20 protein-coding genes are annotated in these 25,427 nt (G+C 61.0%); 13 read left to right on the top strand and 7 right to left on the bottom strand.

Annotated features, from left to right (window positions below; translation table 11 throughout):
• Positions 1–73: 73 nt before the first annotated feature.
• The 4 genes from ACIP6G_RS17075 to ACIP6G_RS17060 are packed head-to-tail and all read left to right on the top strand — an operon-like array spanning position 74 to position 4,824.
• The gene (locus ACIP6G_RS17075; RefSeq protein WP_332594651.1) at positions 74–1,219 is read left to right on the top strand and encodes a CoA transferase; all 1,146 of its coding nucleotides are present in this window, start codon (positions 74–76) and stop codon (positions 1,217–1,219) included.
• A 27-nt stretch (positions 1,220–1,246) separates the two neighbouring features.
• Positions 1,247–2,425, top strand: coding sequence for an acyl-CoA dehydrogenase family protein (locus ACIP6G_RS17070; protein ID WP_400291466.1), 1,179 nt, complete (start codon positions 1,247–1,249; stop codon positions 2,423–2,425).
• Between the two features lie 35 nt (positions 2,426–2,460).
• Positions 2,461–3,918, top strand: coding sequence for an aldehyde dehydrogenase family protein (locus ACIP6G_RS17065; RefSeq protein ID WP_400291464.1), 1,458 nt, complete (start codon positions 2,461–2,463; stop codon positions 3,916–3,918).
• A gap of 36 nt (positions 3,919–3,954) precedes the next feature.
• Positions 3,955–4,824: a 3-hydroxyacyl-CoA dehydrogenase family protein gene (locus ACIP6G_RS17060; RefSeq protein ID WP_332498313.1), complete on the top strand. Its 870-nt coding sequence runs from the start codon at positions 3,955–3,957 to the stop codon at positions 4,822–4,824.
• Between the two features lie 72 nt (positions 4,825–4,896).
• Here the strand turns inward: ACIP6G_RS17060 and ACIP6G_RS17055 are convergent, their stop codons facing one another.
• On the bottom strand, positions 4,897–5,331 hold the full coding sequence (locus ACIP6G_RS17055) for a pyridoxamine 5'-phosphate oxidase family protein (protein ID WP_105657333.1): 435 nt from the start codon (positions 5,329–5,331) through the stop codon (positions 4,897–4,899).
• 96 nt (positions 5,332–5,427) lie between these two features.
• Between ACIP6G_RS17055 and ACIP6G_RS17050 the strand changes: the two genes are divergently transcribed.
• From ACIP6G_RS17050 to ACIP6G_RS17040, 3 genes are all read left to right on the top strand, one after another.
• Positions 5,428–6,513, top strand: a complete 1,086-nt coding sequence (locus tag ACIP6G_RS17050; protein ID WP_400291463.1) for an App1 family protein — start codon at positions 5,428–5,430, stop codon at positions 6,511–6,513.
• Between the two features lie 2 nt (positions 6,514–6,515).
• On the top strand, positions 6,516–6,983 hold the full coding sequence (locus tag ACIP6G_RS17045) for a thioesterase family protein (RefSeq protein ID WP_105661618.1): 468 nt from the start codon (positions 6,516–6,518) through the stop codon (positions 6,981–6,983).
• 63 nt (positions 6,984–7,046) lie between these two features.
• Positions 7,047–7,901, top strand: coding sequence for a siderophore-interacting protein (locus ACIP6G_RS17040; RefSeq protein ID WP_105657336.1), 855 nt, complete (start codon positions 7,047–7,049; stop codon positions 7,899–7,901).
• A 326-nt stretch (positions 7,902–8,227) separates the two neighbouring features.
• On the opposite strand, the gene ACIP6G_RS17035 is transcribed toward ACIP6G_RS17040, so the two are convergent.
• Complete coding sequence (locus tag ACIP6G_RS17035; RefSeq protein ID WP_400291461.1) at positions 8,228–9,073, bottom strand: DNA-3-methyladenine glycosylase family protein; 846 nt, start codon at positions 9,071–9,073, stop codon at positions 8,228–8,230.
• Between the two features lie 4 nt (positions 9,074–9,077).
• Positions 9,078–9,671, bottom strand: a complete 594-nt coding sequence (locus tag ACIP6G_RS17030; RefSeq protein ID WP_105657338.1) for a DNA-3-methyladenine glycosylase I — start codon at positions 9,669–9,671, stop codon at positions 9,078–9,080.
• Between the two features lie 81 nt (positions 9,672–9,752).
• Here ACIP6G_RS17030 and ACIP6G_RS17025 point away from each other — a divergent pair, with 81 nt between their 5' ends.
• The 5 genes from ACIP6G_RS17025 (at position 9,753) to ACIP6G_RS17005 (ending at position 14,863) form a co-directional block, all read left to right on the top strand.
• Positions 9,753–10,124 carry a metalloregulator ArsR/SmtB family transcription factor gene (locus ACIP6G_RS17025; protein WP_332487663.1) on the top strand — a complete coding sequence of 124 codons (372 nt, stop codon included), beginning with the start codon at positions 9,753–9,755 and terminating at the stop codon, positions 10,122–10,124.
• A 2-nt stretch (positions 10,125–10,126) separates the two neighbouring features.
• A complete protein-coding gene (locus ACIP6G_RS17020) occupies positions 10,127–11,053 on the top strand; it encodes a cation diffusion facilitator family transporter (RefSeq protein WP_332730885.1) in 927 nt (308 codons plus the stop codon).
• A gap of 122 nt (positions 11,054–11,175) precedes the next feature.
• Entirely contained in the window at positions 11,176–11,925 is a 750-nt protein-coding gene (locus ACIP6G_RS17015) for an ABC transporter ATP-binding protein (protein WP_105657341.1), read from the top strand.
• Positions 11,926–11,928: 3 nt separating this feature from the next.
• Positions 11,929–14,424, top strand: coding sequence for an ABC transporter permease (locus tag ACIP6G_RS17010; RefSeq protein ID WP_400291458.1), 2,496 nt, complete (start codon positions 11,929–11,931; stop codon positions 14,422–14,424).
• Positions 14,425–14,518: 94 nt separating this feature from the next.
• Positions 14,519–14,863, top strand: coding sequence for a DUF6176 family protein (locus tag ACIP6G_RS17005; RefSeq protein ID WP_400291457.1), 345 nt, complete (start codon positions 14,519–14,521; stop codon positions 14,861–14,863).
• 73 nt (positions 14,864–14,936) lie between these two features.
• Here ACIP6G_RS17005 and ACIP6G_RS17000 read toward each other — a convergent pair whose 3' ends face one another.
• The 3 genes from ACIP6G_RS17000 to ACIP6G_RS16990 are packed head-to-tail and all read right to left on the bottom strand — an operon-like array spanning position 14,937 to position 20,410.
• Positions 14,937–18,263: an ATP-binding protein gene (locus ACIP6G_RS17000; RefSeq protein WP_400291455.1), complete on the bottom strand. Its 3,327-nt coding sequence runs from the start codon at positions 18,261–18,263 to the stop codon at positions 14,937–14,939.
• A 3-nt stretch (positions 18,264–18,266) separates the two neighbouring features.
• A complete protein-coding gene (locus ACIP6G_RS16995; protein WP_332487651.1) occupies positions 18,267–18,953 on the bottom strand; it encodes a DUF4194 domain-containing protein in 687 nt (228 codons plus the stop codon).
• Positions 18,950–20,410, bottom strand: a complete 1,461-nt coding sequence (locus tag ACIP6G_RS16990; protein WP_400291453.1) for a DUF3375 domain-containing protein — start codon at positions 20,408–20,410, stop codon at positions 18,950–18,952. The genes ACIP6G_RS16995 and ACIP6G_RS16990 overlap by 4 nt, the downstream gene beginning before the upstream one ends.
• Before the next feature lie 227 nt (positions 20,411–20,637).
• Here ACIP6G_RS16990 and ACIP6G_RS16985 point away from each other — a divergent pair, with 227 nt between their 5' ends.
• Entirely contained in the window at positions 20,638–21,894 is a 1,257-nt protein-coding gene (locus tag ACIP6G_RS16985) for a polysaccharide deacetylase family protein (RefSeq protein WP_400291451.1), read from the top strand.
• Between the two features lie 21 nt (positions 21,895–21,915).
• Here the strand turns inward: ACIP6G_RS16985 and ACIP6G_RS16980 are convergent, their stop codons facing one another.
• Positions 21,916–25,371, bottom strand: coding sequence for a TM0106 family RecB-like putative nuclease (locus ACIP6G_RS16980; protein ID WP_400291449.1), 3,456 nt, complete (start codon positions 25,369–25,371; stop codon positions 21,916–21,918).
• Between the last annotated feature and the right edge of the window lie 56 nt (positions 25,372–25,427).

Raw genomic sequence — 25,427 nt, 5'->3', positions numbered from 1 at the left:
TGATCCGGGCAACATAGAGTTGCATGCAACATGTAACTAAGCAAATCTGTGCGGATTGAAGGTGTGGAAGCAAATGAGCCAACCGCTTGAAGGGGTCAAGGTCATCGACCTCTCGCGCATCTTGGCCGGGCCGCTGTGCTCCATGACCCTGGCCGACTTCGGGGCCGAAGTTCTCAAGGTGGAGAACGCTGCTGGAGATGAGACCCGCAGCTGGAAGCCTCCGGTCAATGCCCAAGGCATCAGCACCTACTACTGGTCGGTGAACCGCAACAAGCAGGCAGTAGTCGCCGACTTCGCGGACGCAACCCAGTTGCAGGCCCTGCGCGGATTGATCCGCGACGCTGACGTGCTGGTGGAGAATTTCCGCCCCGGCGTCCTGGCCAAATTCGGGCTGGACTACGAGAGCCTGCGCGAGCTGAACCCGGCACTGGTCTATTGCTCCATCTCGGGCTTCGGCGAAAAGCAGGGGGCAACCTTGCCCGGCTTCGACCTGCTGGTGCAGGCAGTGGGCGGACTGATGAGCATCACTGGAGAACCAGACGGGCCTCCGAGCAAGGCCGGCGTTGCCCTGGTGGACGTATTGGCGGCGCAGAATGCGGTTGCCGGCATCCTGCTGGCCATGCGCGAACGCGATGCCAGCGGTATCGGCCAGCGGGTGACCGTCAACTTGCTCGGCTCGCTGCTGGCCGGACTGACCAACCAGTCCAGCAGCACGCTGGCTACCGGAAAATCCCCGGCACGCATGGGCAACGCGCACCCGAGCATTGCCCCCTATGAAACCTTCGCGGCCAACGACGGCGTGGTGGCCATCGCCGTGGGCAATGACCGCCAGTTCGCTGCCTTGGCCAAGCATCTTGGCCAGCCGGACCTAGCCCAGGATCCGCGCTTCAGCAGCAATAGCGCACGGGTGGCCCACCGCGAAGAACTCAAGGCAATCATCGAAGCGGCCACCGCCTCAGCCACTGCCGCGCACTGGGCGAATGCGCTGATGTCCGCGGGAGTGCCCGCCGGAAAAGTCAACTCCATCGCCGAGGCCATCGACTTCGCCAAGGAACTTGGCCTGGATCCCGTCGCGCTGATCACCGATCCGGACACCGGGGAAGCGACCGAGCAGATCGCCAGCCCCATCGGGCTCTCGCGCACCGGTGCCCAATACCGCACCATCCCGCCGGCCCACGGGGAGCACCAAGCGCTTCTGGGCACCCTGGCAAATAGCTAATCGCAAGAACTTTCAAGGAGACTTAATATGAGCACCGCAGAACGCCTTCTGGATCCGGCCGACCTGATCAATTTCGATTCGCTGCTCTCGGCGGAGGAACTGGCCCTGCGCGATACCGTGCGCGGTTTCGTCAACGAGAACATCAAGCCGAATATCGCCAAGTGGTACAACGACGCAGTCTTCCCGCTGGAGATCGTTCCGGAGATGGCCAAGCTGGGCCTGCTGGGCATGCACCTTGAAGGCTACGGCTGCGCCGGCCGCTCGGCCGTGGAATACGGCATTGCCGGCGCCGAACTGGAAGCCGGCGATTCGGGGCTGCGCACCTTCGTTTCGGTCCAGGGATCGTTGGCCATGAGCGCCATCTACAAGCACGGCTCCGAGGAGCAGAAGCAGCAATGGCTGCCCAAGATGGCCGCCGGCGAAGCCATTGGCTGCTTTGGCCTGACCGAACCAACGGCAGGTTCCGACCCGTCGAGCATGAAGACCTTCGCCCGCCGCGACGGCGATGACTGGGTGATCAACGGTTCCAAGCGCTGGATCGGGCTGGCCAATGTGGCGCAAGTGGCGGTGATCTGGGCACAGACCGATGAGGGCATCCGCGGCTTCGCCGTGCCGACCAGCACCCCGGGCTTCACCGCCACCCCGATCGAGCAGAAGCTGTCCATGCGCGCCTCCATCCAGTGCGAAATCGATCTGGTCGATGTGCGCCTGCCCGGTTCGGCGGTATTGCCGAATGCCAAGGGCCTGAAGGGGCCGTTCTCCTGCCTGAACGAAGCCCGCTACGGCATCCTGTGGGGTTCCATGGGGGCCGCCCGCGATTCATTCGAAGCGGCATTGGCCTACTCGCAGGAGCGCCTGCAGTTCGACAAGCCGCTGGCCGGATACCAGATGACCCAGCAGAAGCTGGTGGACATGGCCCTGGAAATCAACAAGGGCTTCCTGCTGGCCCTGCACATCGGCCGGTTGAAGGATGCCGGGAATTTGGACCTGCACATGATCTCGGCAGGGAAGCTGAACAACTGCCGTGAAGCCATCGCGATCTGCCGCGAAGCACGCACCATCCTGGGAGGCAACGGCATCACGCTGGATTACTCGCCATTGCGCCACGCCAACAACCTGGAATCGGTGCGCACCTACGAGGGCACCGATGAGGTGCACACGCTGATCCTGGGCAACAAGCTCACCGGCGTGCCGGCCTTCCGCTAAGCCGCGAAGCCAAGGAAGACGGGAGAACCAAGCAAATGAACCTTTCCACAACACTTGCCACCCTGGAGCACTGCATCAATGGCGCATGGGTGCCTGGCGAAGGCCGCCGCATCGATTCGAAGGCGGCCGCCGACGAATCCATCGTGCTCGCGGAGGGCACCGCGGCCAGCGTGGACCAGGTGGACGCCGCTTTCGGCGCCGCCCACCGGGCCAAGAAATCCTGGGCGTCCACTCCGATGGCCGCCCGCGGGGCGATTCTGGCCAAGGCCGCCGGATACCTGAAGGAGCATGCGGAGGACTTCGGAGCGGAACTGGCCGCCGAAGAGGGCAAGACCAGAGCCGAGGGAATCGGCGAGGTGCTGCGGGCCGCACAGATCCTGGCCTACTATTCCGGCGAAGCGGAGCGCGCTGCCGGCACCGTCTTCCAATCCCCGCGTGCCGGGGAACAGATTCTGGTTACCCACAAGCCGCTGGGGGTGATCGGGGTGATCACCCCGTTCAACTTCCCGATCGGGATTCCGGCTTGGAAGATCGCCCCGGCGCTGGTTTTCGGCAATACCGTGGTGTTCAAGCCGGCCAGCCTGGTGCCGTTGCTGGCCATGCGCTTTGTGCAGGCCCTGGAGCACGGAGGGCTGCCCGCTGGTGTACTGAACCTGGTCATCGGCCCGGGCGCGCTGGGTGATGCCTTCATCGCCAATGAGCATTTGGACGGGCTGACTTTCACCGGTTCCACCGGAGTCGGGCGCAAACTCTGCGCGGCAGGTGCGGCCCGGGGGATTCCGGTGCAGGCCGAAATGGGCGGCAAGAATGCTTCGGTAGTGCTGGCCGACGCAAACCTGGACCTGGCCAGCGAGCAGGTGCTTTTCGGGGCCTTCCGCTCCACCGGCCAGAAGTGCACGGCCACCAGCCGGCTGATCCTCGACGAGTCCATCGCCGACGCATTCTTGGCCAAGCTCGCCGAAAGGCTGGAGCAGTGGGTGACCGGGGACCCGCTGGACCCGTCAGTGCATATGGGCCCGCTGGTGGATGCCAAAGCGGCGAACTCGGCGGCACAGGGGATCGACCGGTCGCTGGCACAGGGCGCAACACTGCGCTATCGCGGGCTGGCCCCGGAAACCGGCAGCTTCCTGGCACCAACCATTCTGGAACTTCCGGAGGGGGAAGCCGGGCGAGCCAACTGCGCCTGGCAGGAAGAATTCTTCGCGCCCATCGTGTCCGTCCGCCGAGTCAACGGGTGGAAGGAAGCTTTCGAGGCTGCAGAAGACTCGGAATACGGTTTGAGCCTGGCATTGTTCACCTCGAATCTTGCGCTGGCCCTGGAGGCGCAACAAACTCTCGACGTGGGTATTCTGCATGTAAATTCGGAGTCAGCCGGAGCTGACCCGCACGTGCCTTTCGGCGGTGCGAAAGCTTCGGGCTACGGACCGAAGGAACAGGGAGCAGCAGCTCGCGAGTTCTACACGCACACCACGACGACCTACCTGCGCGGCTAAAAGGCGCAGGCCAGGACTCCAGAGAAAGAATGGTCAATGAAGATTGAACGTATTTTGGTGATCGGTGCCGGCACCATGGGCCGCCAGATCGCGATGAGCTGCGCGCTGGGCGGCTACGCCACCGTGCTGCAGGATATCTCTGCCGACGCGTTGGGCGCAGCACGCACCGAGCTGGAGTCCTGGGCTGCCGGCCGCGTGGCCAAAGGCAAACTCGACCAGCCCACGGCAGCTGCGGCGCTGGGGCGCTTGAGCCAGAACACCGACTTGAACCAGGCTGCTTCCACAGCCGACTTGGTGATCGAGGCTGCTGTGGAGCGCCTGGACATCAAGGAGCAGATCTTCGCCCAACTGGGCGAGCATGCACCGGCCCACGCCATCCTGGCGACGAACTCCTCGACGCTGCCCTCCTCGAAGCTGGCCCAGGCCAGCGGCCGTCCAGCGCAGGTGTGCAATATGCACTTCTTCAACCCTGCATTGGTCATGAAGTGCGTTGAAATCGTCCGCCATGGGCAGACCAGCGATGCCACGATTCAGGCTGTTACCGAGGTAGCCAACCAGCTGGGGAAGAACCCGGTGCTGGTGAACAAGGAGATTCCGGGTTTCATTGCCAACCGCATGATGGGTGCGATCAACGCCGAGGCGCTGAACCTGGCTCACCAGGGAATCGCCAGCATCGAGGATATCGATACCACTGCGAAGACCGCTTTGGGCCACCCCATGGGTCCGTTCGAGCTGATGGACATGGTGGGCCTTGATGTTATCGATTTCATCGCCCAGGCGACGTACGCCGAGACCGGTGACGAGGCCGACCAGCCGCACCCGATGATCACCGAAAAGGTGGCTGCGGGCAAGCTCGGACGCAAGAGCGGAGAAGGGTTCTACCCTTATTCCCAGGCATCGGCTTAAAGCTGGAAACGCCGCTGCCCGCCCGATGGCCATTGGGCGGGCGGCGGCGTTTGCCGTGCAGATCGCAGAGAACTATTCAGCTACCTCTGGTTGCTCGCCGAGCTCGAAGTGGCGCCCGGAGACCGAATCAATGTTGACCCGAATCCAGAAATCCTTCTGGGTGGGGATCCAGGGAGTGACGCCGCTTTCGCGGGCCTCCTTGATATCGGCCTCATGCTCCAATACTTCGGCGCTGCCGTGCACGACAACGGACCAAGCTTCATCGGAAAGGATGCCGTCGACCTCGAAAGCGATCTTTTCATTGATCGCCATGGCCGCAAGCTTATTACCGGGCGAGGTGCGCAAGAACAGCTTCCCGTTGTGCACCGCGTAGTTCACCGGAACAATATCGATCAACCCTGCAACCGAAGTTGCTACGCGTCCGTGGGAGCTGTGCGAGAGCAGCTGCCACGATTGGTCCTCATCCAATACCAGGACCGGACTATTGAGCTCGTGTTCGAATTTCATAGCACCAGCTTTCTACTCTTTGTAGAAAAAGGCAAGGGCTCGAGACACAAGTTGTCGTTTTCCCGTGCTTGGCGGTCGACATGAAAGACTGGGGCTATGAGTCATATTTCGGCTGATGGCGATGCCCGGCATGTAGCTTCGCGAATGGAAGACGGAGTGCATCGTTGGCGTGCACGGCGCGCCCTGGCCATCGGCCACCAAGCGGTAATCCTTCCCTATGTGGGATATGGCTCTACCGGACCGAGCGGCGGCTGGATTCGCGTCTTCGCCCGCGTTGTGCTGGCCAAGCCCGGCGCCTTTGAAGACGGGCAGCACCAAGCCCAGGTCATTGCCGATGGCATTCGCGGTTTCCGCAATTTCATTTCCCCGATCCTTCCCGGCGGCAAGGTCAGCATTGACGTTGGCGACCAGCGCTTCGAGGTCCAGGCTGACCGTGGCGGCGTCATTGATGTGAAGCTGGTAGTCGACCTGCCCGCGGGCTGGAATGAGATCCGGCTTCATGCCCACAACGGCGATGCCGCGCAGGCGAAGATTCTCGTTATCGACCAGGCGCAGAAGTTCGGGGTGATCAGCGACGTGGATGACACCGTCGTGGTCACCGCGCTGCCGCGCCCCATGCTGGCGGCGTGGAACTCCTTTGTGCTCTCCGAGCATGCCCGCGTGGCGACCCCCGGGATGGCGGTGATGCTCCAGAAGGTGCTGCTTGAGCATCCGGGAGCTCCGACCATCTACCTTTCCACCGGCGCATGGAATGTCGCGCAGACCCTGCAGCGCTTCATCTCGCGCAACCTGTACCCGAAGGGGCCCTTGCTGCTCACCGACTGGGGGCCAACAGACCGTTCCTGGTTCCGCAGCGGAATGCAGCACAAGGTTGACCAGCTGCGCCGCCTGGCCGAAGAGTTCCCGCACATTTCGTGGGTGCTCATCGGCGATGACGGTCAGCATGATCCGGCCATTTATGCCGAGTTCGCGCGCCGCTATCCCGAATTGGTCCGGGCTATTGTGATCCGCCAGCTGACCCCTTCGGAAGCGGTGCTAGCCGGCGGACGTTCGCATGAGCTGCGCCGAACCACCCCCGGGGTGCGTTGGGTCTACGAGCCGGACGGAGCCCGGATCCTTCGGGAGCTGGCCAAGTTGGGGATCGTGGGCAATGACGGCGCAAACCTGCTGAAGGAAGATTAGCCATGGAAGAAAGCATCCTGCGGGTGCAGGTCCCTATGCGCTGGGGCGACATGGATGCTTACGGCCATGTCAACAATGTCAATCTGATCCGGTTAATGGAGGAAGCGCGAATCGCCGGCTTTGGCGTGCCCGGTGGCACCGGCGCGCCAGGCTCGCAGCCGCAGGCCGATATCTTCTCTGCAGTGCCTGCCGGAACCCAGATCCTCGTTGTCGAGCATCGGGTGCGGTATTCCCGCCCGTTGGAATACCGCAACGTGCCGGTCAATGTCGATCTCTGGGTTGCCAATGTCAAGCCTGCCAGCTTTGATATCTGCTACGAGTTCCGTGACCCGGTGGAGGACTATTTGTGCGTCAAGGCCTCCACTACGTTGGCTTATTTCGACCCGGTGTCCTCGCGGGTGCAGCGTTTGAGCCCCGGAGAACGCGCGGCGCTCAGTGCATATGAAGGTCCTCCGACCTTCCCGAAGTAACCACTTGCGCTCCCGTCAATTAGGATTGATCTATCTACCCTTATTAAGACAGGAAGTGATTTTGTGTCCCAGCCGGCTGGTGATCGCCCGCAAACTGGAGGCCGACCTGCGCGCCCCCAGGTCCTCCTGCAGGTCCTCAAGCGCGAGAATATCGCACCTCATCTGGTGCGGCTCACCCTTGGCGGTCCAGGCATCTGCGATTTCGCAGACAAGCCGGTGACCGACCGCTACGTTAAGTTCCTGTTCGCGAAGCCGGAACTGGGCCTTGAATTGCCTTATGACATGGAAGCGCTGCGTGAGCGGCTGGCTCCCGAGGATCTGCCGGTTCGCCGTACCTATACCGTGCGCCGCAGCGATATGCAGGCGGGAACCATCGAGGTCGATTTCGTGGTCCATGGCGATGAGGGCCTAGCAGGCCCTTGGGCGCGTGACGCGCAGATCGGCTCATCGATCTGCTTCTCGGGCCCGGGCGGAATGTTTGTCCCCAAGGATGAATTCGATTTCCACTTCTTTGCCGGAGATGAAACTGCCATTCCCGCCATTGCGGCCTCCTTGGAGTCCATGGCCCCGCAGATGCGGGGCCTGGTGGTCATCGAAGTTGCCGACGAGGCTGACGAAATGCAATTGCAGGCGCCGGCTGGCGTGGAAATTCGCTGGATTCACCGCGGTGCCGAATTCTCCCCTGAAACCACGATCCTGGAGTCCGTGGTCCGGGGGATTCCATGGCCCGAGGGCCGGGTGCAGGTCTTTGCCCACGGTGAGCGCGAAGTCATGAAGAAGCTGCGCGCATACTTCTATGACGAGCATGGCGTGGACCGCCGCGACATGTCGCTCTCTGCCTACTGGGCCTTTGGCCGTGCAGAAGATGCATTCCAGGCCGAGAAGCGTACGGAAGTTGGCAAGATCTTCGCCGACTAGTCTTTTGGCGCGGACAAAATCGAGCAAGTTAGAGCGACCTAAGGAATAAATTGAAAAATTACGCAAACAGGGCTTGACGTTATTACTGGTTCTTAGGATATGCTTATTCCAGAGCTTCTCCCGTGTGTGGTCGGGAGAAGCGTCAAGCTTGACCGATATTTATCGGCTAGTTCGCTGCTTGCCGGGGCTGCTCACCTCGAAGCAGCGAGCGGCGTAGCCGGCTTGAATAAGGGGAATGGAGAATCGGCTGACTTGCTCAGTCGGCCGATTCGTCGAAAAGGGAGCTTATCAGGATTGCACACCTTGATAAGCTCCCTTTCTCGTTGCTACAGCTTGGCGGCGTCGAAGGACCACAGCAGCAACGTGGCCAGGTAGCCCGCACCCTTCGGTGGAGGCGCCACAGCGACACCGCGATCATGAAGCTTGCTCATGGCTCGGCGAACTACCAGATCCGACTCCAGGAAGATCTCTGGATCCCGCAAACCCCGCAGGGCAAGGTAATTGCGCGTCCATGGCCCCACGCCGCGCAGCCCTTGGAGCTGCTCCAGGAATGCCGGCACGTCTCCGAGCAGGAACTTTCCACTGTGCTCGAACCATTCGGCTACCGCGTGCAGCGCCGTTGCCCGCGGCAACGGGCAGCGAATGATTGCGCGCAATTCCCCAGGCGTGCAGGCGGCCGTTGAGGCCGCTGTGGGGAAAGCCCGAAGGCCCGAGCCATGCTGCTGGCCCAATGCGCCGACGTAGCGCCCGCCGAGGGTCCGTGCCGCCGCCAAGGACACCTGCTGTCCAATGATCGTGGTGGCCAGGGCCTCGAAAGTATCCGGGTAGCTGATGAGCCGCAAGGAGGGGTAAGCCATCGCGAGCGGCTGGTAGCAAGGAAGGGCCTGGAGCGCTTCATAAGCAGCTGTGGTGTCTTGCTGCAGTCCAAGCCAATGGTTGATGATCTCCGTGAGGCGCGCAATGGATTCAGCCGGGGCGTCGTGGGTGAGCGATACGCCTGCAGGATCCAGGCTCAATGAAACTTCAACCAGGTTCCCGTCCAGCTGCAGGACGCGGTGCACCTGGGCCGCAGCGGCATCCAGCCGCTCCTGGGCAGGCAGTGAATGCAATTCCAGGACTGCCAGTGCGTGGCCGACGTCCAGAATTCCCGTTGCCGGTAGGCGCAGTTCCATGACCTCAGGCCCAAATGCCGGAAGTGCCGCGGCGGTGCGATCCGACCAGATGGGTATCGACCATGCCGATGGCTTCCATCAACGCGTACATGGTGGTCGGGCCCACGAACTTAAAACCCCGCTTCTTCAGCGCCTTGGCCAGTTCCTTGGACTCGGGGCTTTGCGTGGGTACTTCAGTGAAATTACGCGGAGCCGGGGTCTGTTCCGGCTTGAAGGACCACACGAAATCCGAGAGGCCGCCCTCTTCGCGCAGCATCAGGGTCGCTTCTGCGTTGGCGATCGTTGCGCGGATCTTGAGCCTATTGCGCACGATCCCGGCGTCTTCCATCAGGCGATTGAAATCGTCCTCGGTAAATAATGCGACCTTCTCGGGATTGAAGTGCTCGAAAGCGCGGCGGAACGACTCACGCTTGGAAAGGATGATGGCCCAGGACAGGCCTGACTGGAAGCACTCAAGGCTCAGCCGCTCGAAAAGTCCCTCTTCGGAGGTGATCGGCATGCCCCATTCGGCGTCGTAGTACGTGCGGAGCATGTCATTCGAGGCGGCCCAGCGAGGGCGCGCCAAACCGTCTTCGCCAACGATGAGATCTTCAGTCATATTTTCATCTTGCCATCCATCGCGATGCGCAGTTGGCCATGCAACGTTCCGTTTCGCGGCAAAGTCACCTATCATCGTTATATGGCGATAATAGAGTCAGATATCGATGCATCGGAAATCCGCAGCGGCAAGCTCCAGTTCGCTGCGCTCTTCCACGCGCTCGCTGACCCGGCGCGGCTGCTGATTCTGGACCATCTGCGCACCGGGGAGCATAAGGTCAGGGAACTGACCGAGCATTTGGGCCTTGCCCAAAGCACGGTCAGCGCGCATCTGTCCTGCCTGAAGGACACCGGCCTGGTGCACGTCCGAAGCCAGGGCCGGGCCAGCATCTACTCGCTGGGCCAGAGCGAAGCACTTGACGCATTGACCGCTGCCGCCTCGGCGCTTCTGCCGCAAGAGGCATCCCATCACCATTGGGAAGAAGCGCACAGCATGGATCCGAAGAAAGGCTGAACTTGGGACACGATCACTCTCACGGGCACTCCCATGATCATTCCGGAGCAAACCGAACCCGCCTGGCCTGGGCCTTCGCCATCACCGCTACAATCCTCGTCGCCGAGGTTGTTGGCGCTATCGTCACCAACTCGCTGGCCTTGCTGGTCGACGCAGCGCATATGCTGACCGATACCCTGGGGCTATTGCTGGCTCTGACCGCTGCCAACCTGATCATGCGCAAGCCAACGACCAAGCGCACCTGGGGATTCCGCCGCGCAGAAGTCCTCTCCGCCACCTTCCAATCGGCGTTGCTGCTGGCTGTGGGCATCTATGCGGCCATCGACGCCGTGCGGCGGCTCTTCACCCCTGCAGAGGTCCAACCGGAGGGACTGCTGGCCTTCGGCATCATCGGCCTATTGGGCAACGTCATCTCCATGTGGATCATTTCCGCCGGACGCAATAGCAACCTCAATATGCGTGCGGCTTTCCTGGAAGTAGTCAACGACGCGCTGGGCTCGGTTGCCGTTATCATCGCCGCGCTGGTTATCACCTACACCGGATGGATGCGCGCCGACTCCGTGGCAGCCCTGGTGATCAGCGCCCTGATCGTTCCCCGGGCCATGAAACTGCTGGGGGAAACCACCCACATCCTGCTCGAATCCACGCCTAGGGGCCTGGACCTGCTCGGGGTCAAAGCGCATTTGGAGGCATTGCCCGGGGTGATTGCGGTGCACGATCTGCACGCCAGCCAGATTGCCTCCAACCTTCCGGTGCTCACCGCCCATGTGGTGGTCGAGGACTCGATGTTCTCCGCTGGGGTAGCCGGTGGGCTGCTGCGGGATTTGCAGCAGTGCGTGGCAGATCATTTCACCGTGAGCGTTGAGCACTCGACCTTCCAGATTGAGCCGGCATCGCACCAGAAAACCGAACGCGAACATGGCTGCTAATCGGTAACCTGCGGGGGCAGAGCGTCCGCGAATTTGCTCATACCTTGGTATGACGCACCCACGGGAAACTAGGTCCTGATGGTGGATGCGGGTTTGGCTAGGCGCTTTGTAGTATTTCTAATATGACTTCTGAGACTCTGCCAAAAACCGAAAATGCGGTCGCTGCCCGCGGCTTGACCAAGACCTACGGGCATGACAGCACCCGGGTTGAGGCCCTTCGCGACGTAAACGTTTCCTTCGAACGATCCCGCTTCACCGCCATCATGGGCCCATCGGGCTCCGGAAAATCCACGCTGATGCACTGCCTGGCTGGACTTGATACCGCCGACTCCGGCGAAATCATCATCGGCGGCAAGAACCTGCTGGAGCTGAGCGATGACCAGCTGACCGAGATGCGCCGCGAGCAGATCGGCTTTGTCTTCCAGTCTTTCAACCTCGTGCCAACCATCACCGCCAAGGACAACATCCTGCTGCCATTGTCGCTGGCCGGCAAGAAGCACGATCGCGACTGGTTCAACACCGTCATCCAGGCGCTCGGCCTGGGCGACCGCCTGAACCACAAACCGCATGAACTTTCCGGCGGCCAGCAGCAACGTGTCGCGGTAGCCCGAGCACTGCTCACCCGGCCGGAAGTGGTCTTCGGCGACGAGCCGACCGGCAACCTCGACTCGCGTACCGGCGCCGAAGTGCTGTCCTTGATGCGCACGTCCACCCGTGAAATGGGCCAGACCATCATCATGGTCACCCACGACCCGGTGGCCGCGTCCTATGCAGACAATGTCTTGCTGATGAAGGACGGCACGATTGTCGGATCCATCCAGGAGCCAACCGTGGCTACCGTAACCGAGGCCCTGGCCTCCTTGGCGGAGTAAGCAATGCTGCACGTAGCACTTTCGAATATCAAGACCTATGCACGGCGATATATCGCCGTCATCCTGGCTGTGGCCATCGGCACCGCCTTTCTTGCCGCAACGCTTTCGGTGAACTCATCCACCCAGGCGACACTGAAGAATTCGCTCGGAGACGCCTACAAGAACGCCGATCTGGTCGCCTACCCCGATTGGGACCTGGTTCCCGGCGCCGAGGAGTTGACCGAGCTGAGCCTCAAGGACATCGCAGATGTCCGGAACCTGCCTGAAGTTTCCACCGCCTATGGCCTGGCCTACGCCGATGGCCTGCTGCGCACGGCGGACAACAGCTACGGCGTGTCCGCACAGCCAGTAAATCCCGACCAGGGGCTGGGCGGCATGGAATTAATTGAGGGCCGGGCGCCCCAAGGTTCCAACGAAATCATCATCGATGCTTCCCATGCCAAGGAAATGGGCGTGTCCATCGGGGACGTCGTGGCTCTGGAAAATGGCGCGATCTCGCCGGCGAACTACAACATCGTGGGCATCCAGCGCTCGACCACCAACCCGCGGACCTCGGCCTACGCCTTGGCCGGCATGAGCGAGAAAGCGTGGCAGCACTTTTCCGGCGGCCAAGCGCTGATCACCGAAATCGTGGTCAATGGCGACGGCTCCGACGAGTCATTGAAGGCAGAGCTGGAGAAGCTGTTTACCGGCAAGAAGATGGCTGACATGGCGGTGGTGACCGCCGATGAGAAGGTCTTGAACGAAGTCGCCCAGTTCACCGGAGGCACCGACCAACTCAGCGTGATCCTGCTGGTCTTCGCACTGATTGCACTGGTGGTCACCGGGCTGGTTGTGGTCAATACCTTTGCCGTAGTCATTGCCCAGCGCACCCGCGAACTGGCACTGCTGCGCATCCTGGGCGCCAAGCGCAAGCAGATTCGAAGCTCGGTGCTCATCGAAGCACTGCTCATTGGCATTCTTGCCTCGATTCTCGGTGTCTTGCTAGCCGTCGCACTGATGGCGGGCCTGATCCAGCTGCTGCACGTGATGGTGCCGGAGATGTCCTATGCGGCGTTGGCCCTGACCCCGCAGGGATTGGCCATCCCAATTCTCGTCGGCGTGCTGATGACTGTGTTCGCAGCGAGCCTGCCGGCTCGACGGGCGATGAAACTCGCACCGCTGGCGGCCTTGCGCCCCTTCGACGCTGCCAGCGTGAAGAACCGTGCCGGCAAAGCCCGGATCATCTTCGGATCGCTGTTCGTCGTGGCCGGCGCCAGCTTGCTGGCCTACGGCGCGATCCAGGGGGATCTGGTAGTCGCCTTCCTGGGCGGCCTGGTTTCCTTCCCGGGGATCCTGATGCTGGCTTCGCTGTTCGTGCCGAGCAGCGTTTCCGGGATCGGCAAGGCCGTGGCTGGCAAATCGACGGCGGGAAAGCTCGCGGCCCTGAACGCCGTGCGCAACCCGGGCCGAACCACCGCGACGGCAACGGCACTGCTGATCGGGGTGACCTTGGTGTCCATGATCATGGTCGGCGGCCAGACCGCCAAGGCCAGCTTGAACAACGCTGTGGCCGCAGAATTCCCGGTCGACATGATGGTCTCCTTCTATGACCGCCAAGTTTCAGGCGCCGAGACCAAGAACATGCTTGAGCAAATCAATGGCGTGGACGGGATTACCGCCAGCTCCAGCTTCACCTCCGGATATGCGGATGTGGACATGGGGACCGATGAAATGTTCAACGCCGAGATCATGTCCGTTGATCCCACGAGCTTCGCTGACGTTGCACTGGACCCGAATATCGTGCCGGCAGATGGCGAAATCGTCTATGTGCTGGGTAGTCCCGAAAATCCGACGATGGAAGTTGGCGGGCAAACGCTGGCAGTGAAGAATTCCGAGGCCATGCTCTCAGGAAATATCGTCACCGAGCAGACTTTCAGCAAGCTGGAAATCGATGAAGCCAATCAGTACTCGGGGATCCTGATCAAGGTGGATTCCGACGTCAACGCAGCGAGCGTCAACGAACTGGTCACCAAGGTTTCTGCCATCACCGGCGTTGAATCATCAATGATCAATGGCGGTGTGGTGATGAAGTCGATGTTCTCCCAGATCATTGACGTGCTGCTGATGATTGTCTCTGCCTTGCTGGCAGTGGCCGTGCTGATCGCCCTGATCGGCGTAGCCAACACGCTCAGCCTCTCGATCCTGGAACGCACCCGGGAGAATTCCCTGCTTCGTGCCCTGGGCCTGAAGAAGAAGCAGCTGCGCGGCATGCTGGCAACCGAAGCGGTACTGATTGGCGGCGTTGCAGCCCTGCTCGGCTTGGTGCTGGGCGTGGCCTATGGCCTGCTTGGAGCCCGCTCGGCACTCGCGTCCATGGGAACGATGACCTACGAGATCCCATGGTGGCAGCTCGCACTGGTCCTGCTGATCAGCATCGTGGCAGCGCTCTTGGCATCGGTGACTCCGGGCCGCCGCGCCGCAAAGTTGTCGCCGGTTGAAGGATTGGCCGTCGAATAGCCGGTAGCCAGCCAAAGACAGTGGTCCTGAAAGCCAAGGCTTTCAGGACCACTGTCTTTTCCGCAGGTGCGGCTCAAGCCCATAGGCTGTAGACATGAAAATTGAACTCACTCGATTCCGAGTTCTGCCAGGCAAATCAGCGCTAGCTGATGAATGGCTGGAATTCCTGAACAGCAATATGCCCGCGGTGCTTGAAACCCTGGAAGGCGAAAAGATATACGTGGAGACGATCTTCAGCGAAACCCTGGATGGCGTCGACTACCTCTACTGGTACAGCATCCAAGGCGAGGGCGGTGCCGCGGTGCAGGACTCTGCACATGAAATCGACAAGGTGCACCTCAGGTATTGGAAGCAGTGCATCGATCCAGGCTTCGCACCCCAAGAGCTGTCCCCGCGGGTGGTCATGATCCCTGAACGCGTGCAGCGCAGCATGGTCTAGAGGCGAAGCACCAAAGCACGAAGTCCAGAACTCGCTATGGCGAATTCTGGACCTCGTGCCTTGTTCTGGATGTTCAGCTGCGCAGGGTAATCGTTGTGGCCATGGCCGGGGAACGGCCGGTGGTCACGAAGCCTGAGATATTGGAGCCAGGGTGCTTGATGATATCCGTGATGGATCCCAGATGGCGGCTCAAATCGATCTTGTCCTCGGGGGCCGCGAGCACCAGATGGAAACCGAACTCCTGCAACGCGCGTATGCCTGCCGCTGCATATTCGGAGTTGGCTTGAATGAACGCCTCGTCGATCATTACCGTGCCGTAGGAAGTGAACCCGGCTGAAGCGAAGCCCAGCTGGTAGGCCAGGGCAGCACCCATGATGAAGGATGTGAAGCGCTGGCCTTCGCCGCCGGAGAGCGTCCCGGGTTCCAAGCCGGTCTCAATCTCCCCATTGGGCTTGTGCTCATTGCAGCTGATCATCACATGCTGGCGGACATCGAGCACGGTCGAACGCCATGAAGCCATCGCCGGGTCGCTGAGTGCGGTAACCAGTGCCTCCAGCGCTTGGTAGGAGCTGGCCAAGGTGGATTCGTCCTTGGTGGTGTAAGCCTCCTGCAATGCGTCCTTCAGGTCCTTGCGGAAGGTACCGGCCTCAACTGGAATCGCATTTACTGCTTCCAAGCGAAGGACCGACCCATGCTCGAAAGTCACCTCTGCCAGAATCTGGTTCAGCGGCTTGATGCGTTCGGAGATCATCCGGCGCTCTTCATCCAGCAACTGCAAGAGGTCGCTGAAGCGTTCATAGGAACGGTTCGCGAAGTATTCGCGGAACTGCGCCTCATGGTGCGGCAGGCCGTCGGCCACGATCTGGTCGTGCAGCTGCGCGTAGTGCTCAGCTGCTTCAGCGGTGGTGCCATGGGTCTGCGCGTGCGAGGTGCCGAATTCTCGGGCAAAACGACGGAAGGTTTCGCTCAGCGCGCCACCGATTTCCTGGCGCTGCGACTGCAAGGAGTTGACCTGGCTGCCCAACTGGAGCTTGACCTCGGCAAAGGCTTCGCTGATTTGTTCACTGGCAGGGCAGTTCCCTGCAATCACTTGCTGGAGAACCGGGCCAAGCAGCTGATGCTGGCGCAGCGCGGACGGGATGCTCTGCTCCCATCCGGTCCCCAAGTCATCGCTGGTGGACAGGATCTGCTGCGCACGCTGCACCTGCAAGCCAAGATCTGCAATGCGTGAACGAACCAGTGCGAGGTCCCCGACCAGGGTTTCTGCCTCGGCCTTCGCCGTTTCGATTTGCTGGCGAACCCGGGAGGAATCCCCGGACAATGCCAAGGCATCGCCGAGCTTCTGCTCGCTGCGGCGCAACGCTTCCAGTGCCTCGGACGCGTCGAACTGGCCAAAAGTCCGCTCATCGGCAATGAGGGCCTGCAAGAGCTGGGTTTTGGCCACGATCTTGTTCTTCGCCGCACTGCGTTCATCGGCAGCCTGGTGGGCCTGGACGATTTTCTCATCCAGCCGTGCCGCCTTGGACTGCAACTCGGCAATCTTCGACTCGTTGGTGAAGCCCAGCAGGTACTCGGAAGCAGGCAACGTGCGGGTATCGCGCTCGAAGCTTCCGGTTCCTGATTTGATGGTGCCGGCCGGGGTTATCGCCTTGGGGTGCACATGCATGGCTGCATCGTTCTCAACACAGGCCAATGGGTAGTCGGCGGTGATCTTCGCCTTCAGCCAGGCCCCGGCTTCGCCGGGCGCGAAGTCCAGCTTGGCCACCAGGTCTGCCGGGCCGGCTTCAGCGGTGCGCGGCGGCTGGGAAATGTCGCTCCACCGCACGCGGCCCAAGCCGTCGAGTTGATCAATGGCGTGGGTGACTTGGGTGAGCAGCTCCCCGGGAACCAGCAGGGTGCGGGCCAAGGAGTGCAAGGCCTTTTCAGCGGCCAAACGCCAGGTACCGGCATCGGCCGAGACATCCATGAGCTCGCCAGCGAACGGAAGCTGTTCTTCCTTGAGCGAGCAGGCCGAAGCGATGGCTCGGCGGGCGGCTATCGAACGGTCATCGATATTGCTGGCCCGGCGCTGGTAGGAGCGGATCTGGTCAGCCAACGTTTCTGCGCGCTTGCGCAGGTTGACCAAGGTGGCCATGGCCTCGTACTCAACGGTCTGGGCATCATGCGTAATCGAGCTGAGCTGCTGCAAGGTACGTGCCGCGTTGGCCCGCAGCTCATCCAGGCCGGTGGCTGAGAATTCGAAGGCCAAGCCAGCATCCGAGGCCTGCTGCTGCAGGGTCCGGATGACGTTCTCCTTCTCGCTCAACGCCTTGCGAGCCACATCGGCCTCGCGCTCCAGCAGCATCAGGGAAGCAGAGCCTGCAGAGTCGTGGGCAGCCTCCAGCGACGCCAGCTGGTCATCGAGCTTTTCCTTGCGCTGCCGCAGCTCGGCCTCTTCGGCCTTGAGCTTGGCTAGCTCCGATTCGTGGGAGTTCAGGTCATTGCGCAGCACCAGCTGGCGGACCTGGGTTTCCAGGGTGTGCACGTCGCTTTCCAGCAATTGCCGGGCGGTGGCGATCTGTCCAGCCAAGGAACGGTAGGCCTGATCCTGCTCCGGCACCTGCGCGAGCACGTCACGCTGGGCGCGGGCGGTATCCAGCTGGCGGTAGATGCCACGCAAATGGGCAAAGTCTTCCACTGCTGCGGACGCGGCCTTCAACGTGGCTGGTTCTTCCAGCACTTCGTGGCGGAAGAACTGGTTGACGCCCTTGGCCAGGCCCTTGCCATTTTGCAAGGTGCGCAACAGGGCAAAGGCCTTATCGCTTTCGACGCCTAAACGGCGGCGCAATCGCTCAATGAACGCCTTGTGGGTATCGAATGCCTCGCTCGGTGCCAGGGCCTTGGACAGCGAGGACACGGTGAAGCGGCGCGGGCCGTGGTTTTCCAGCTCCGCAATATTGACCTTGCCTTCGCACAACAGATAGTGCTTGGAGACCTGTCCTTCCAGGCCGGCATCGGGCAGATCGAAGACCGCGCCGGCTGTAACGGTGTTGCCCATGCCATCGTCGTAGCTGAGCACGATGGCGCTCCACGTCGCGCCGGGGCGCTGGTAGACAGTGCCGGCGCTGGTTTTGAACTTGCGCCCGCGCATGTAGGAGAACGTGGTGCGGCGGTCCTCGCGGGTGGCCGCGTCATTGGCCGATTCGTTCAGGCGGGGCGTTGCGAAGAAGACGTGGCCCATCGCATCGAACAAGGTGGATTTGCCCACGCCCGGATGGCCGGTGACCAAGGTGCCGGCGCGGTCCACGGCCAGATCATGCAAGCCGTGGAAGGTTCCCCAGTTAACTATTTGTACCCGGCTCAGACGATGCTGGCCTGGGTTGAGTGCCCCGCCCAGCGGGAGAGTCATTTCAATGCTCATCGGTTACTCCTGCACCAACTCGGGGGTCTGCTCTGCGAGGTCATCAGCTTCTTCGGCTCCCAGGCTGAAAGCTGGATCATTAGCGTCGATTGCCGCGATGTAGCGTGGTATGTCCTGGATATTGGTGATCGGCAGCGACATCGCCAGGGCCGGGGAAATGCGGAACTCGTTCTCCAGCTCGGTGCCGGTCAGCAGGCGCAGAGCCTGCAGGCGGGTGACCGCAGCATCGCAGGATTCGGCAAAGCGCTTGTCATCGCGGTCTGAGGTCTGGCGGTGCTCGGCCAGGATCTCGTGCATGCCCGCACGCGAAATCACGGCATCGCTGCCGCTGCCCGAATGCTGTTCGAGCAACAGCCGCAGCCGCAGTGCGAGCAGGGTTTCATCACGCTTCAGCGGACGGCGCGGAGCGATAGGGGAAGTGTGGACCTGTTCAATCTGGACGGGGGCAAGCATGGCGATCTTGCGGTCCATGTCCAGCTGCAGTGCCAAGAAGATCTCGGAGAAGTAATCGCTGATGCTCTGCTGCTGGTCCAGCAGCAGCTGCCAAGCCGAGGCATCGATGGACCCATCAAGGTACGGGCCGCGCAACAACCGGACCAGCAGCTGGCGCAGCGGCAGCGGGAACTTCCCGGTATCGCCCTCGAACAAGGGTTCGGTGATCGGTGCGGCGTATGAATCGCTCTTGGTCATAGCGGCTCCTTCGTAAAGCTTAACGCGGGCAGGATTGCGGTTCGCATCGAACCATCGAGTTGCTGGAAATGGATGCTGAGCAGATCGCTCTCGTTCAGCGATTCGCCATTGGTGCGCCCGATTTCCACGAGGGCACGAATGGAATTCAAGTGCCGCTGCTCGGCATCCAAGGATTCGAAGACTTCATCCAACCGAATCGAACCGGAACTGGACTGGCCCAGATGCCGGGTGATCGATGCACGCAGCAATTGCATGTCCGCCTGGGGCGTCGAGGGATTTCGTACAATGTCGGCTTCGCTGAATTCTGGCGCTTGAGCCAGCGGAGGCGGAGCCACATGCTCGGATGGGTCGTAGATTCCAAGACCGGAAAGGGTGACGAACTGCGGAGCGAAGAGCTCCATCGGGGCCAAGCCGCTGCGGGGTTTCAGGCTCGTGGACTTGCTGATCGCCAGTTCAGCTTCGCGGACCGCTTGGCGCAATAGCTCGGCCTGCTTGTAGTCCTCGGACTGCACGAATGCGTGCAGGGATTCAGAGAGCTTGCCATAGGAGGCATGGACTTCAGCTGCCTGGCGGCGCAATTCACGCAACAGGTTAGTGAGGATCTGGCGTTCGGGCGTTTCCAGGTCATCTACGAAGTCGCGGTCCAGGACTTCGGCCAATGCGGCGCGGAAACGCTGCTGCGCTTCCGGGGAGTTCAGGAATTCAGTGAATCCGCTGAAGGTTTCGCCTTCGGCAGTGGAACGCAACTGACGGTCAGCTTCAAGAACCTGGCCCACAGCTACGCCCTTGGCTGTGGAGGCATCCAGAATGCCTTCACGCAATGAATGGAGCATATCCTGGACGCCGTCGCGCATGCGTCGGAAATCTGCTGGCAAACTCGATGCCAGATCGAGTACGGAACGTGTTGCCGACAAGGCGGTCGTGCGAGAAAGCACCGCCGGGTCATCCCCGCTGCGCAGCTGGTCGATTTGGGCTTGGCGCAGCGCGATCTGGGATTCGAGGGCACGGATACGTGCTTCGGGATCCGGATCGGTTTCGTGGGCCAGCGATTCCAGGGAAGAAAGCAACGTGTTCAGGCGAGACGAGTTCAAATGCGAATCGTCGGTGGAAAAATCCGCCAGGTAGCGCAGGGTGCGCAGGGTCTGCGCACTGGGTTCATACACGAAGCGCCCATCAATCAGCGGACGAGCCAGAATTCCCTGTTTGACCCATGTTTCGGCGAAATCCTGGGCCGAATACGAGGCGGGAATCTGGTCATCGCTTTTGCGCGCTTGCTTCAGGAAGGAATCCAAGGAGGCATGGAAAAGTTCCAATGCGATCCGTGAACGGTCTGCGGTGAACTCTGCGCGGATGAAGGCCACAGCCCACGGCTGGGCGGTCAGAAGCCGATACGCTGCCGAGCTTTTGAACTGCTGGGACTGAAGCCACAAACTATTCGCGCGGTGCGAGGGCTGCATGTACTTCCTTGATCTTTGGGACGCCTAACCAATCAATTCTAAATCATTGGACTCCTTCCAAAATGTGAGCTCCCTAAAAGCTGAATGTTAGACATCGCTCAAGTTCGGTAATTCATCCTGAAAGGGTGTTGCCTCCAGCGCTACCTGTGTAGGGTCGAAATAACCAGATGACAACTCGTTTTCTTCCGGCCTGGCGGGCACGGTGGAGGTCACGGAGGTCGCAGCCATTGAAGAACCCACGATTGGTGATTTCGCTCGGGTTGGCGCTGGGCCTTGCCGGGTGCAGTGCTGCACAGGAGCCGCCAACGCCGGCCCCGGATCCTGCTGCCGTTGAAAGGGCTGAGCAGGAAGAAGCACGAGTGGACGGCGTGAGAGCCGAGATCAACCGGCTAGCTGACGGATACGACTATGACGCGGCGATTAAACTTGCCAAGAAAGACAGCGCCGAACAACTGAACCAGATGGCCAGCGGCCTAGAGGAAGAGAAAGGGCAGGTTTCAGCTTGGGAAGAGCCGAACAACATACCTCACCTGTTCTTCCATTCGCTGATTGTCGATCCCGGCAGGGCCTTTGACGAAGGCAGCAGTTCTCAGGGGTACGCCGACTACATGGTGACCCAGAAGGAATTTGCAGCCATCCTCGACGAGCTGTATGCGCGTGATTATGTCCTGGTCAACCCGGAAGATTTCGCCTCGCTCGACGAACAGGGGCAGATGGAGTATCGGGATATCATGCTGCCCCAGGGCAAGAAGCCAGTGGTGCTGTCCATCGATGACCTGAGCTATTACGAATACATGGAAGGTGATGGCTTCGCCAGCAAGCTGGTGCTGGATAAGGACGGCAAGGTCCGCAACGAATACGTCGATGCGGAGGGAAAAACGCAGGTTGGCGCTTTTGACGTGACCACGATGGTCGATGACTTCGTAGCGGCACATCCCGATTTCACGTATCGGGACGCTCGCGGCCTGATCGCAATGACCGGATACAACGGCGCATTCGGCTACCGCACCTCTGCCAGCCAGTATCCCCAGAGCAAGACTTTGGAAGCTGACCAGAAGAAGGCTGCGGAGATCGCAGAAGCGATGAAGAACAGCGGTTGGGTTTTCGCGTCCCATTCGTGGGGGCACATTGCCACTGGGACGGTCAGCATGGATCGGATCAAGCGGGACACCAAACTGTGGAAAGCCGAAGTTGAACCGATCGTGGGAAAAACCGGGCACTACATCTATCCTTTTGGATCGGATATTGCCCGGACCCAGCGCTACGCGGGGGAACGGTACCAGTTCTTCAAGGACCAGGGGTTCGATTACTTCTACGGCGTTGACGGTACGACTCGCACATGGATGCAGCAGGGTGATGAGTACCAGCGGCAGATGCGCATCAATGTGGATGGGTTGCAGTTCGCCAAGGAACTGCGCGGTGACCGGCCAGTCCTGGGAAGTTTCTTCAAAGTCGAGGATGTGATTGACCCGGCGCGCGAATGACCGGGCCAATCCAACATCAAGCTACAAAGCCATGAATGCACCGAGCTGCGAGAGCGCCGATGGGTTGGAAGGCAGATAATCGGTGAGCCTTTCGCTGCGCACGATGATGGCCTTCCATTGGCCGCGGGAAATCGCAACGTTGATGCGATTGCGGTTAAGCAGGAATTCGATGCCACGCGATGCATCGGTGGCGCTGGAACATGCCATGGTCATCAGCACAACTGGTGCTTCCTGTCCCTGGAACTTGTCAACCGTTCCCACCTTGACCGCCGATAGGCCTTCAGCTTCGAGGACATCGCGCACCAGATTTACCTGGGCATTGTAGGCAGCAACTACCAGGATGTCAGCGGCGCCCAATGGACGGGCAGGCATGCCTGCCCCCGGACTCCACATCATCCCCAGATGCTCGCGGACCAATCGGACAATAGCCCCGGCTTCTTCGGCGCTGCTGACCGTGTTGCCTCGATGTTCAACGAACACCGTCTCGACCCCGGCCGGTGTGCCTTCGAGCTGCCGCAACCCGGCGGCGTCTGCCGAGAACAGCTGGTGGTCATAGCTCAATGCCGAAACCTTGGCGCAAAGCGCTGGATGCATTCGCCATGAAGCTGCCAGGAAGTACCCTAATTCGGCTGGCAGCACGGGTTCGCCGCCGGAAAGCCAGCCGAGCGCCGATTCGTCCACCGGCTGCGGATGAGTGCCCTGGGTGACCTGGGGCAACTGCTGGGGATCACCGAGCAGCAGCAAATTGCGGGCTGCTCGTGAAACCGCCAAGGTATTGGCCAGTGAGAACTGCCCGGCCTCATCGATCACCAGCAAATCCAGGCTATCCGCGGGGACTTTCGAACCGGTCAGCGTCCAGGCAGTACCGCCAATGAGCCCGCCGCCCGATGCGTGAAGAACTTCAGTCAAGGAATCCTTGGACGTGCCAGCCCAGGGGACCGGATCATCGTGCTTGACTTCCTTAGCTACTGCCTCGGGATCGACCCCGGCCTCCACCGCTTTTCGCAGGACGTTTTCGACCACTGCATGGGACTGGGCAACCACACCAATCTTCCATCCGTAATCAACGAGTTCACGGATCACATGCGAAGCGACGAAGGTCTTGCCGGTCCCCGGAGGGCCTTGTACCGCAAGATAGGAATTATCAAGATCCTTCAACGTCTCGACCACGGCAGGATAGATCTGCGCCTGTCCATCAACCAGGGCTGGATCCACCGGTGCCGCAAGGGTTTTCAGGCGTGGCGGAATCCGCCGCAGGATGTCGATGCCCGGCCGTTCCGGAAGCACCGGTACGGTGGAGCCCACCCGCTGGGCGATCTCCTTGAGCGCTGCATCGATGCTCATCGTCGCCAACGGCTTATCCGGAGCCAATGCGCATGGATGGGCACCGTAGGCAGGGATCTTGCCGCTGGTTTTCTCCGCAATGGTAATCCAGCCCGGACCGAGCTCGACTACGGTGGCGTTGAATGCGCCGCCGCGCACGGAGTCGTCAACGGCCATGCCTTCAGGCAACGGAGCATCAAACATGGCGAACACTGATGAGCCGGGGGAGAGCAGGGATCCTTCCGCCAAGGTTCCCTGCAATCTCGTCACGCGCGTAGAGGTGCGCGCCCGAGGGGTGGCCTTATGCCAATCCTCGAGTACTTCCGCAGTGTCCACAATGAACACTCCCCGGGCGTCGCTCCAATCATCCATTGGCGCGGACAAGCGGTCGTAGTGTTCCCACCAGAATTGCTTCTTTTCACGACGGTTGTAACCGGTCGCAGCGGCGACCATCGCGATCGCGCGGTCATCGTTGCTCAGCGCGTGGGCGTGGGGAAGCTGCGCAAGGTAGTTTTGCAGCCTAAGCTCTTCGGCGGTGGGCTCGTATTCGTCTGCGGCCGGGCCTGGCTCAGGCATATCCGGCAGGGTGCCAGGCGCCTCATCGCTGAGCGAAAGCAGCCAATCCCGCAAGCGCAAAGTGGAAAGGCAGTCGTACTCGTTGTAATCGGCAATCGACTCGAGGATCGCTTCAGCGGCCCCGTCGTTCTTCGAATCCCGCGCCTGCATGTACTGGGCATAGGCGACCACCGATGCTCCGGCATCGGTGACATCCCCGGAGCGAAGGTGCTCTCCCATGTACAACGGTTCAAGCTTCTTGATGGAGTATGAGCGGGTGGAAACCACCAGGGCGTTACGCACGGTCTCGTAGAGATCGACAAGCAGGTTCTCACGCAGCCACTGGTCGACTTCGTCCTCACCGGCAATATGCACCTGCGAGAGCTTGCGCAGGGCAGTTTTCTCATAGGGCGCATAGTGGTAGACCTTCATGCGCGGGAACCGCTGGCGGCGTTCTTCGACATAGGCAATGAAGTCCAGGAAGGCTTGGCGTTCTTCGGCGCGGCTATGCGCCCAAAAGGGTTTGAACACCGGCACCCCGGTGTCATATTCGATGACGCCGAAGAGGTATTCCAGGCCCCAGGAGCCGTCGGAAGGTTCCTGGTAGAGCGGGTCGCCCTCGAAATCGAAGAAGATGTCGCCTTGATCAGGCCGCGGCAGCGAAGAGATCGGGCCTTCGTTCTTCACCCGGTAGGAGACGCCGTGGACCATGCCATCGCTCTGGGCCAGCCCCAGCTGCATTCTGGCCTGCTCCGCGGCACGGTGCAGCGAGGTGCCTGGTTCAGCTTCTAGCTCGGCGAGCTGGTCAATTGTGGAAATGCCGCGGGCGCGAAGTTTTTCTCGCTGCACCATGGACATGCCAGCGACCAATAGCAGGTCGCGGGTTTCCTGGGCCTGCTCTTCGCAATAATCGCAACGGCCGCATAAGCGCAGTTCATCGGAGTTCCACCGAACTGGCTGGTTGGCCGCACGGTGTTCCTGCACCATCGTCACGAATCGTTCACGCTGGGCCCGGAAGACTGGCAGCACTTCATCAACCCGATGCACCGAATGCGTCCCGTCGCCGAGGACCAGCGTTGCCGAGGTGGACACGGGGAGCCCCTCTGCCAGCATCTGATCCGCGTAGGCTGCGATCTGGAGCAGTGCACTGACCCTCGCATGGCGGGCGAGCTTGGTATCCCATACGGCCCAGGTTCCGTCCTCCTGGCGGACCAGGAAGTCGGCAAAGCCAATGAAAGCCCCATCGAAGAAGGTTGCCTGGAAAATGACATCGGCGCCGTTGCGAAGCACGTGCATGGTCGCCTCGTGGGCTGCCCGAAGACCGGCCGCAGACATCTGCGGGCGATCAGTGAATTGCTTGACGCCTGTTCCCGTCGCCGGGTCGTATTCGCCATAGGCAGCTATCAGGTCTTTGAGGACGTTCTGCTCATGGGCGTCGCCGAGCACCGCTGTTCGTTCCAGCATCTCGTCTCGTGCCTTGCCAGGCTTGGGACGCAGGCCGAGTTTCACGTCCAGCAGGTACAGGGACTGGTAATTGCAGTCAACGGAGACTGACAGGTCACTCGCTGAGAAGATGAACGCATCATCTAGAAAGAACACGGGGCCTGGGCCTTTCGTTGACTTGTTTCCTACCTAGTCAACGTAGCACCAGACCC

Source organism: Glutamicibacter sp. NPDC088483 (assembly GCF_044753145.1).
Classification (GTDB): domain Bacteria; phylum Actinomycetota; class Actinomycetes; order Actinomycetales; family Micrococcaceae; genus Glutamicibacter.
The sequence above is the reverse complement of the archived record's forward strand: the minus strand, read 5'-3'. Positions and strand labels throughout refer to the sequence as shown.

Bases quoted from the DNA above. Each gene is read 5' to 3' on its own strand.
- ACIP6G_RS17015 (WP_105657341.1), top strand. From the start codon at position 11,176: ATGACTTCTGAGACTCTGCCAAAAACCGAAAATGCGGTCGCTGCCCGC.
- ACIP6G_RS16995 (WP_332487651.1), bottom strand. From the start codon at position 18,953: ATGACCAAGAGCGATTCATACGCCGCACCGATCACCGAACCCTTGTTC.
- ACIP6G_RS17055 (WP_105657333.1), bottom strand. From the start codon at position 5,331: ATGAAATTCGAACACGAGCTCAATAGTCCGGTCCTGGTATTGGATGAG.
- ACIP6G_RS17065 (WP_400291464.1), top strand. From the start codon at position 2,461: ATGAACCTTTCCACAACACTTGCCACCCTGGAGCACTGCATCAATGGC.
- ACIP6G_RS17025 (WP_332487663.1), top strand. From the start codon at position 9,753: ATGGCGATAATAGAGTCAGATATCGATGCATCGGAAATCCGCAGCGGC.
- ACIP6G_RS17075 (WP_332594651.1), top strand. From the start codon at position 74: ATGAGCCAACCGCTTGAAGGGGTCAAGGTCATCGACCTCTCGCGCATC.
- ACIP6G_RS17060 (WP_332498313.1), top strand. From the start codon at position 3,955: ATGAAGATTGAACGTATTTTGGTGATCGGTGCCGGCACCATGGGCCGC.
- ACIP6G_RS17005 (WP_400291457.1), top strand. From the start codon at position 14,519: ATGAAAATTGAACTCACTCGATTCCGAGTTCTGCCAGGCAAATCAGCG.
- ACIP6G_RS17070 (WP_400291466.1), top strand. From the start codon at position 1,247: ATGAGCACCGCAGAACGCCTTCTGGATCCGGCCGACCTGATCAATTTC.
- ACIP6G_RS17010 (WP_400291458.1), top strand. From the start codon at position 11,929: ATGCTGCACGTAGCACTTTCGAATATCAAGACCTATGCACGGCGATAT.
- ACIP6G_RS16990 (WP_400291453.1), bottom strand. From the start codon at position 20,410: ATGCAGCCCTCGCACCGCGCGAATAGTTTGTGGCTTCAGTCCCAGCAG.
- ACIP6G_RS17050 (WP_400291463.1), top strand. From the start codon at position 5,428: ATGAGTCATATTTCGGCTGATGGCGATGCCCGGCATGTAGCTTCGCGA.
- ACIP6G_RS17045 (WP_105661618.1), top strand. From the start codon at position 6,516: ATGGAAGAAAGCATCCTGCGGGTGCAGGTCCCTATGCGCTGGGGCGAC.
- ACIP6G_RS17030 (WP_105657338.1), bottom strand. From the start codon at position 9,671: ATGACTGAAGATCTCATCGTTGGCGAAGACGGTTTGGCGCGCCCTCGC.
- ACIP6G_RS17000 (WP_400291455.1), bottom strand. From the start codon at position 18,263: ATGAGCATTGAAATGACTCTCCCGCTGGGCGGGGCACTCAACCCAGGC.
- ACIP6G_RS17035 (WP_400291461.1), bottom strand. From the start codon at position 9,073: ATGGAACTGCGCCTACCGGCAACGGGAATTCTGGACGTCGGCCACGCA.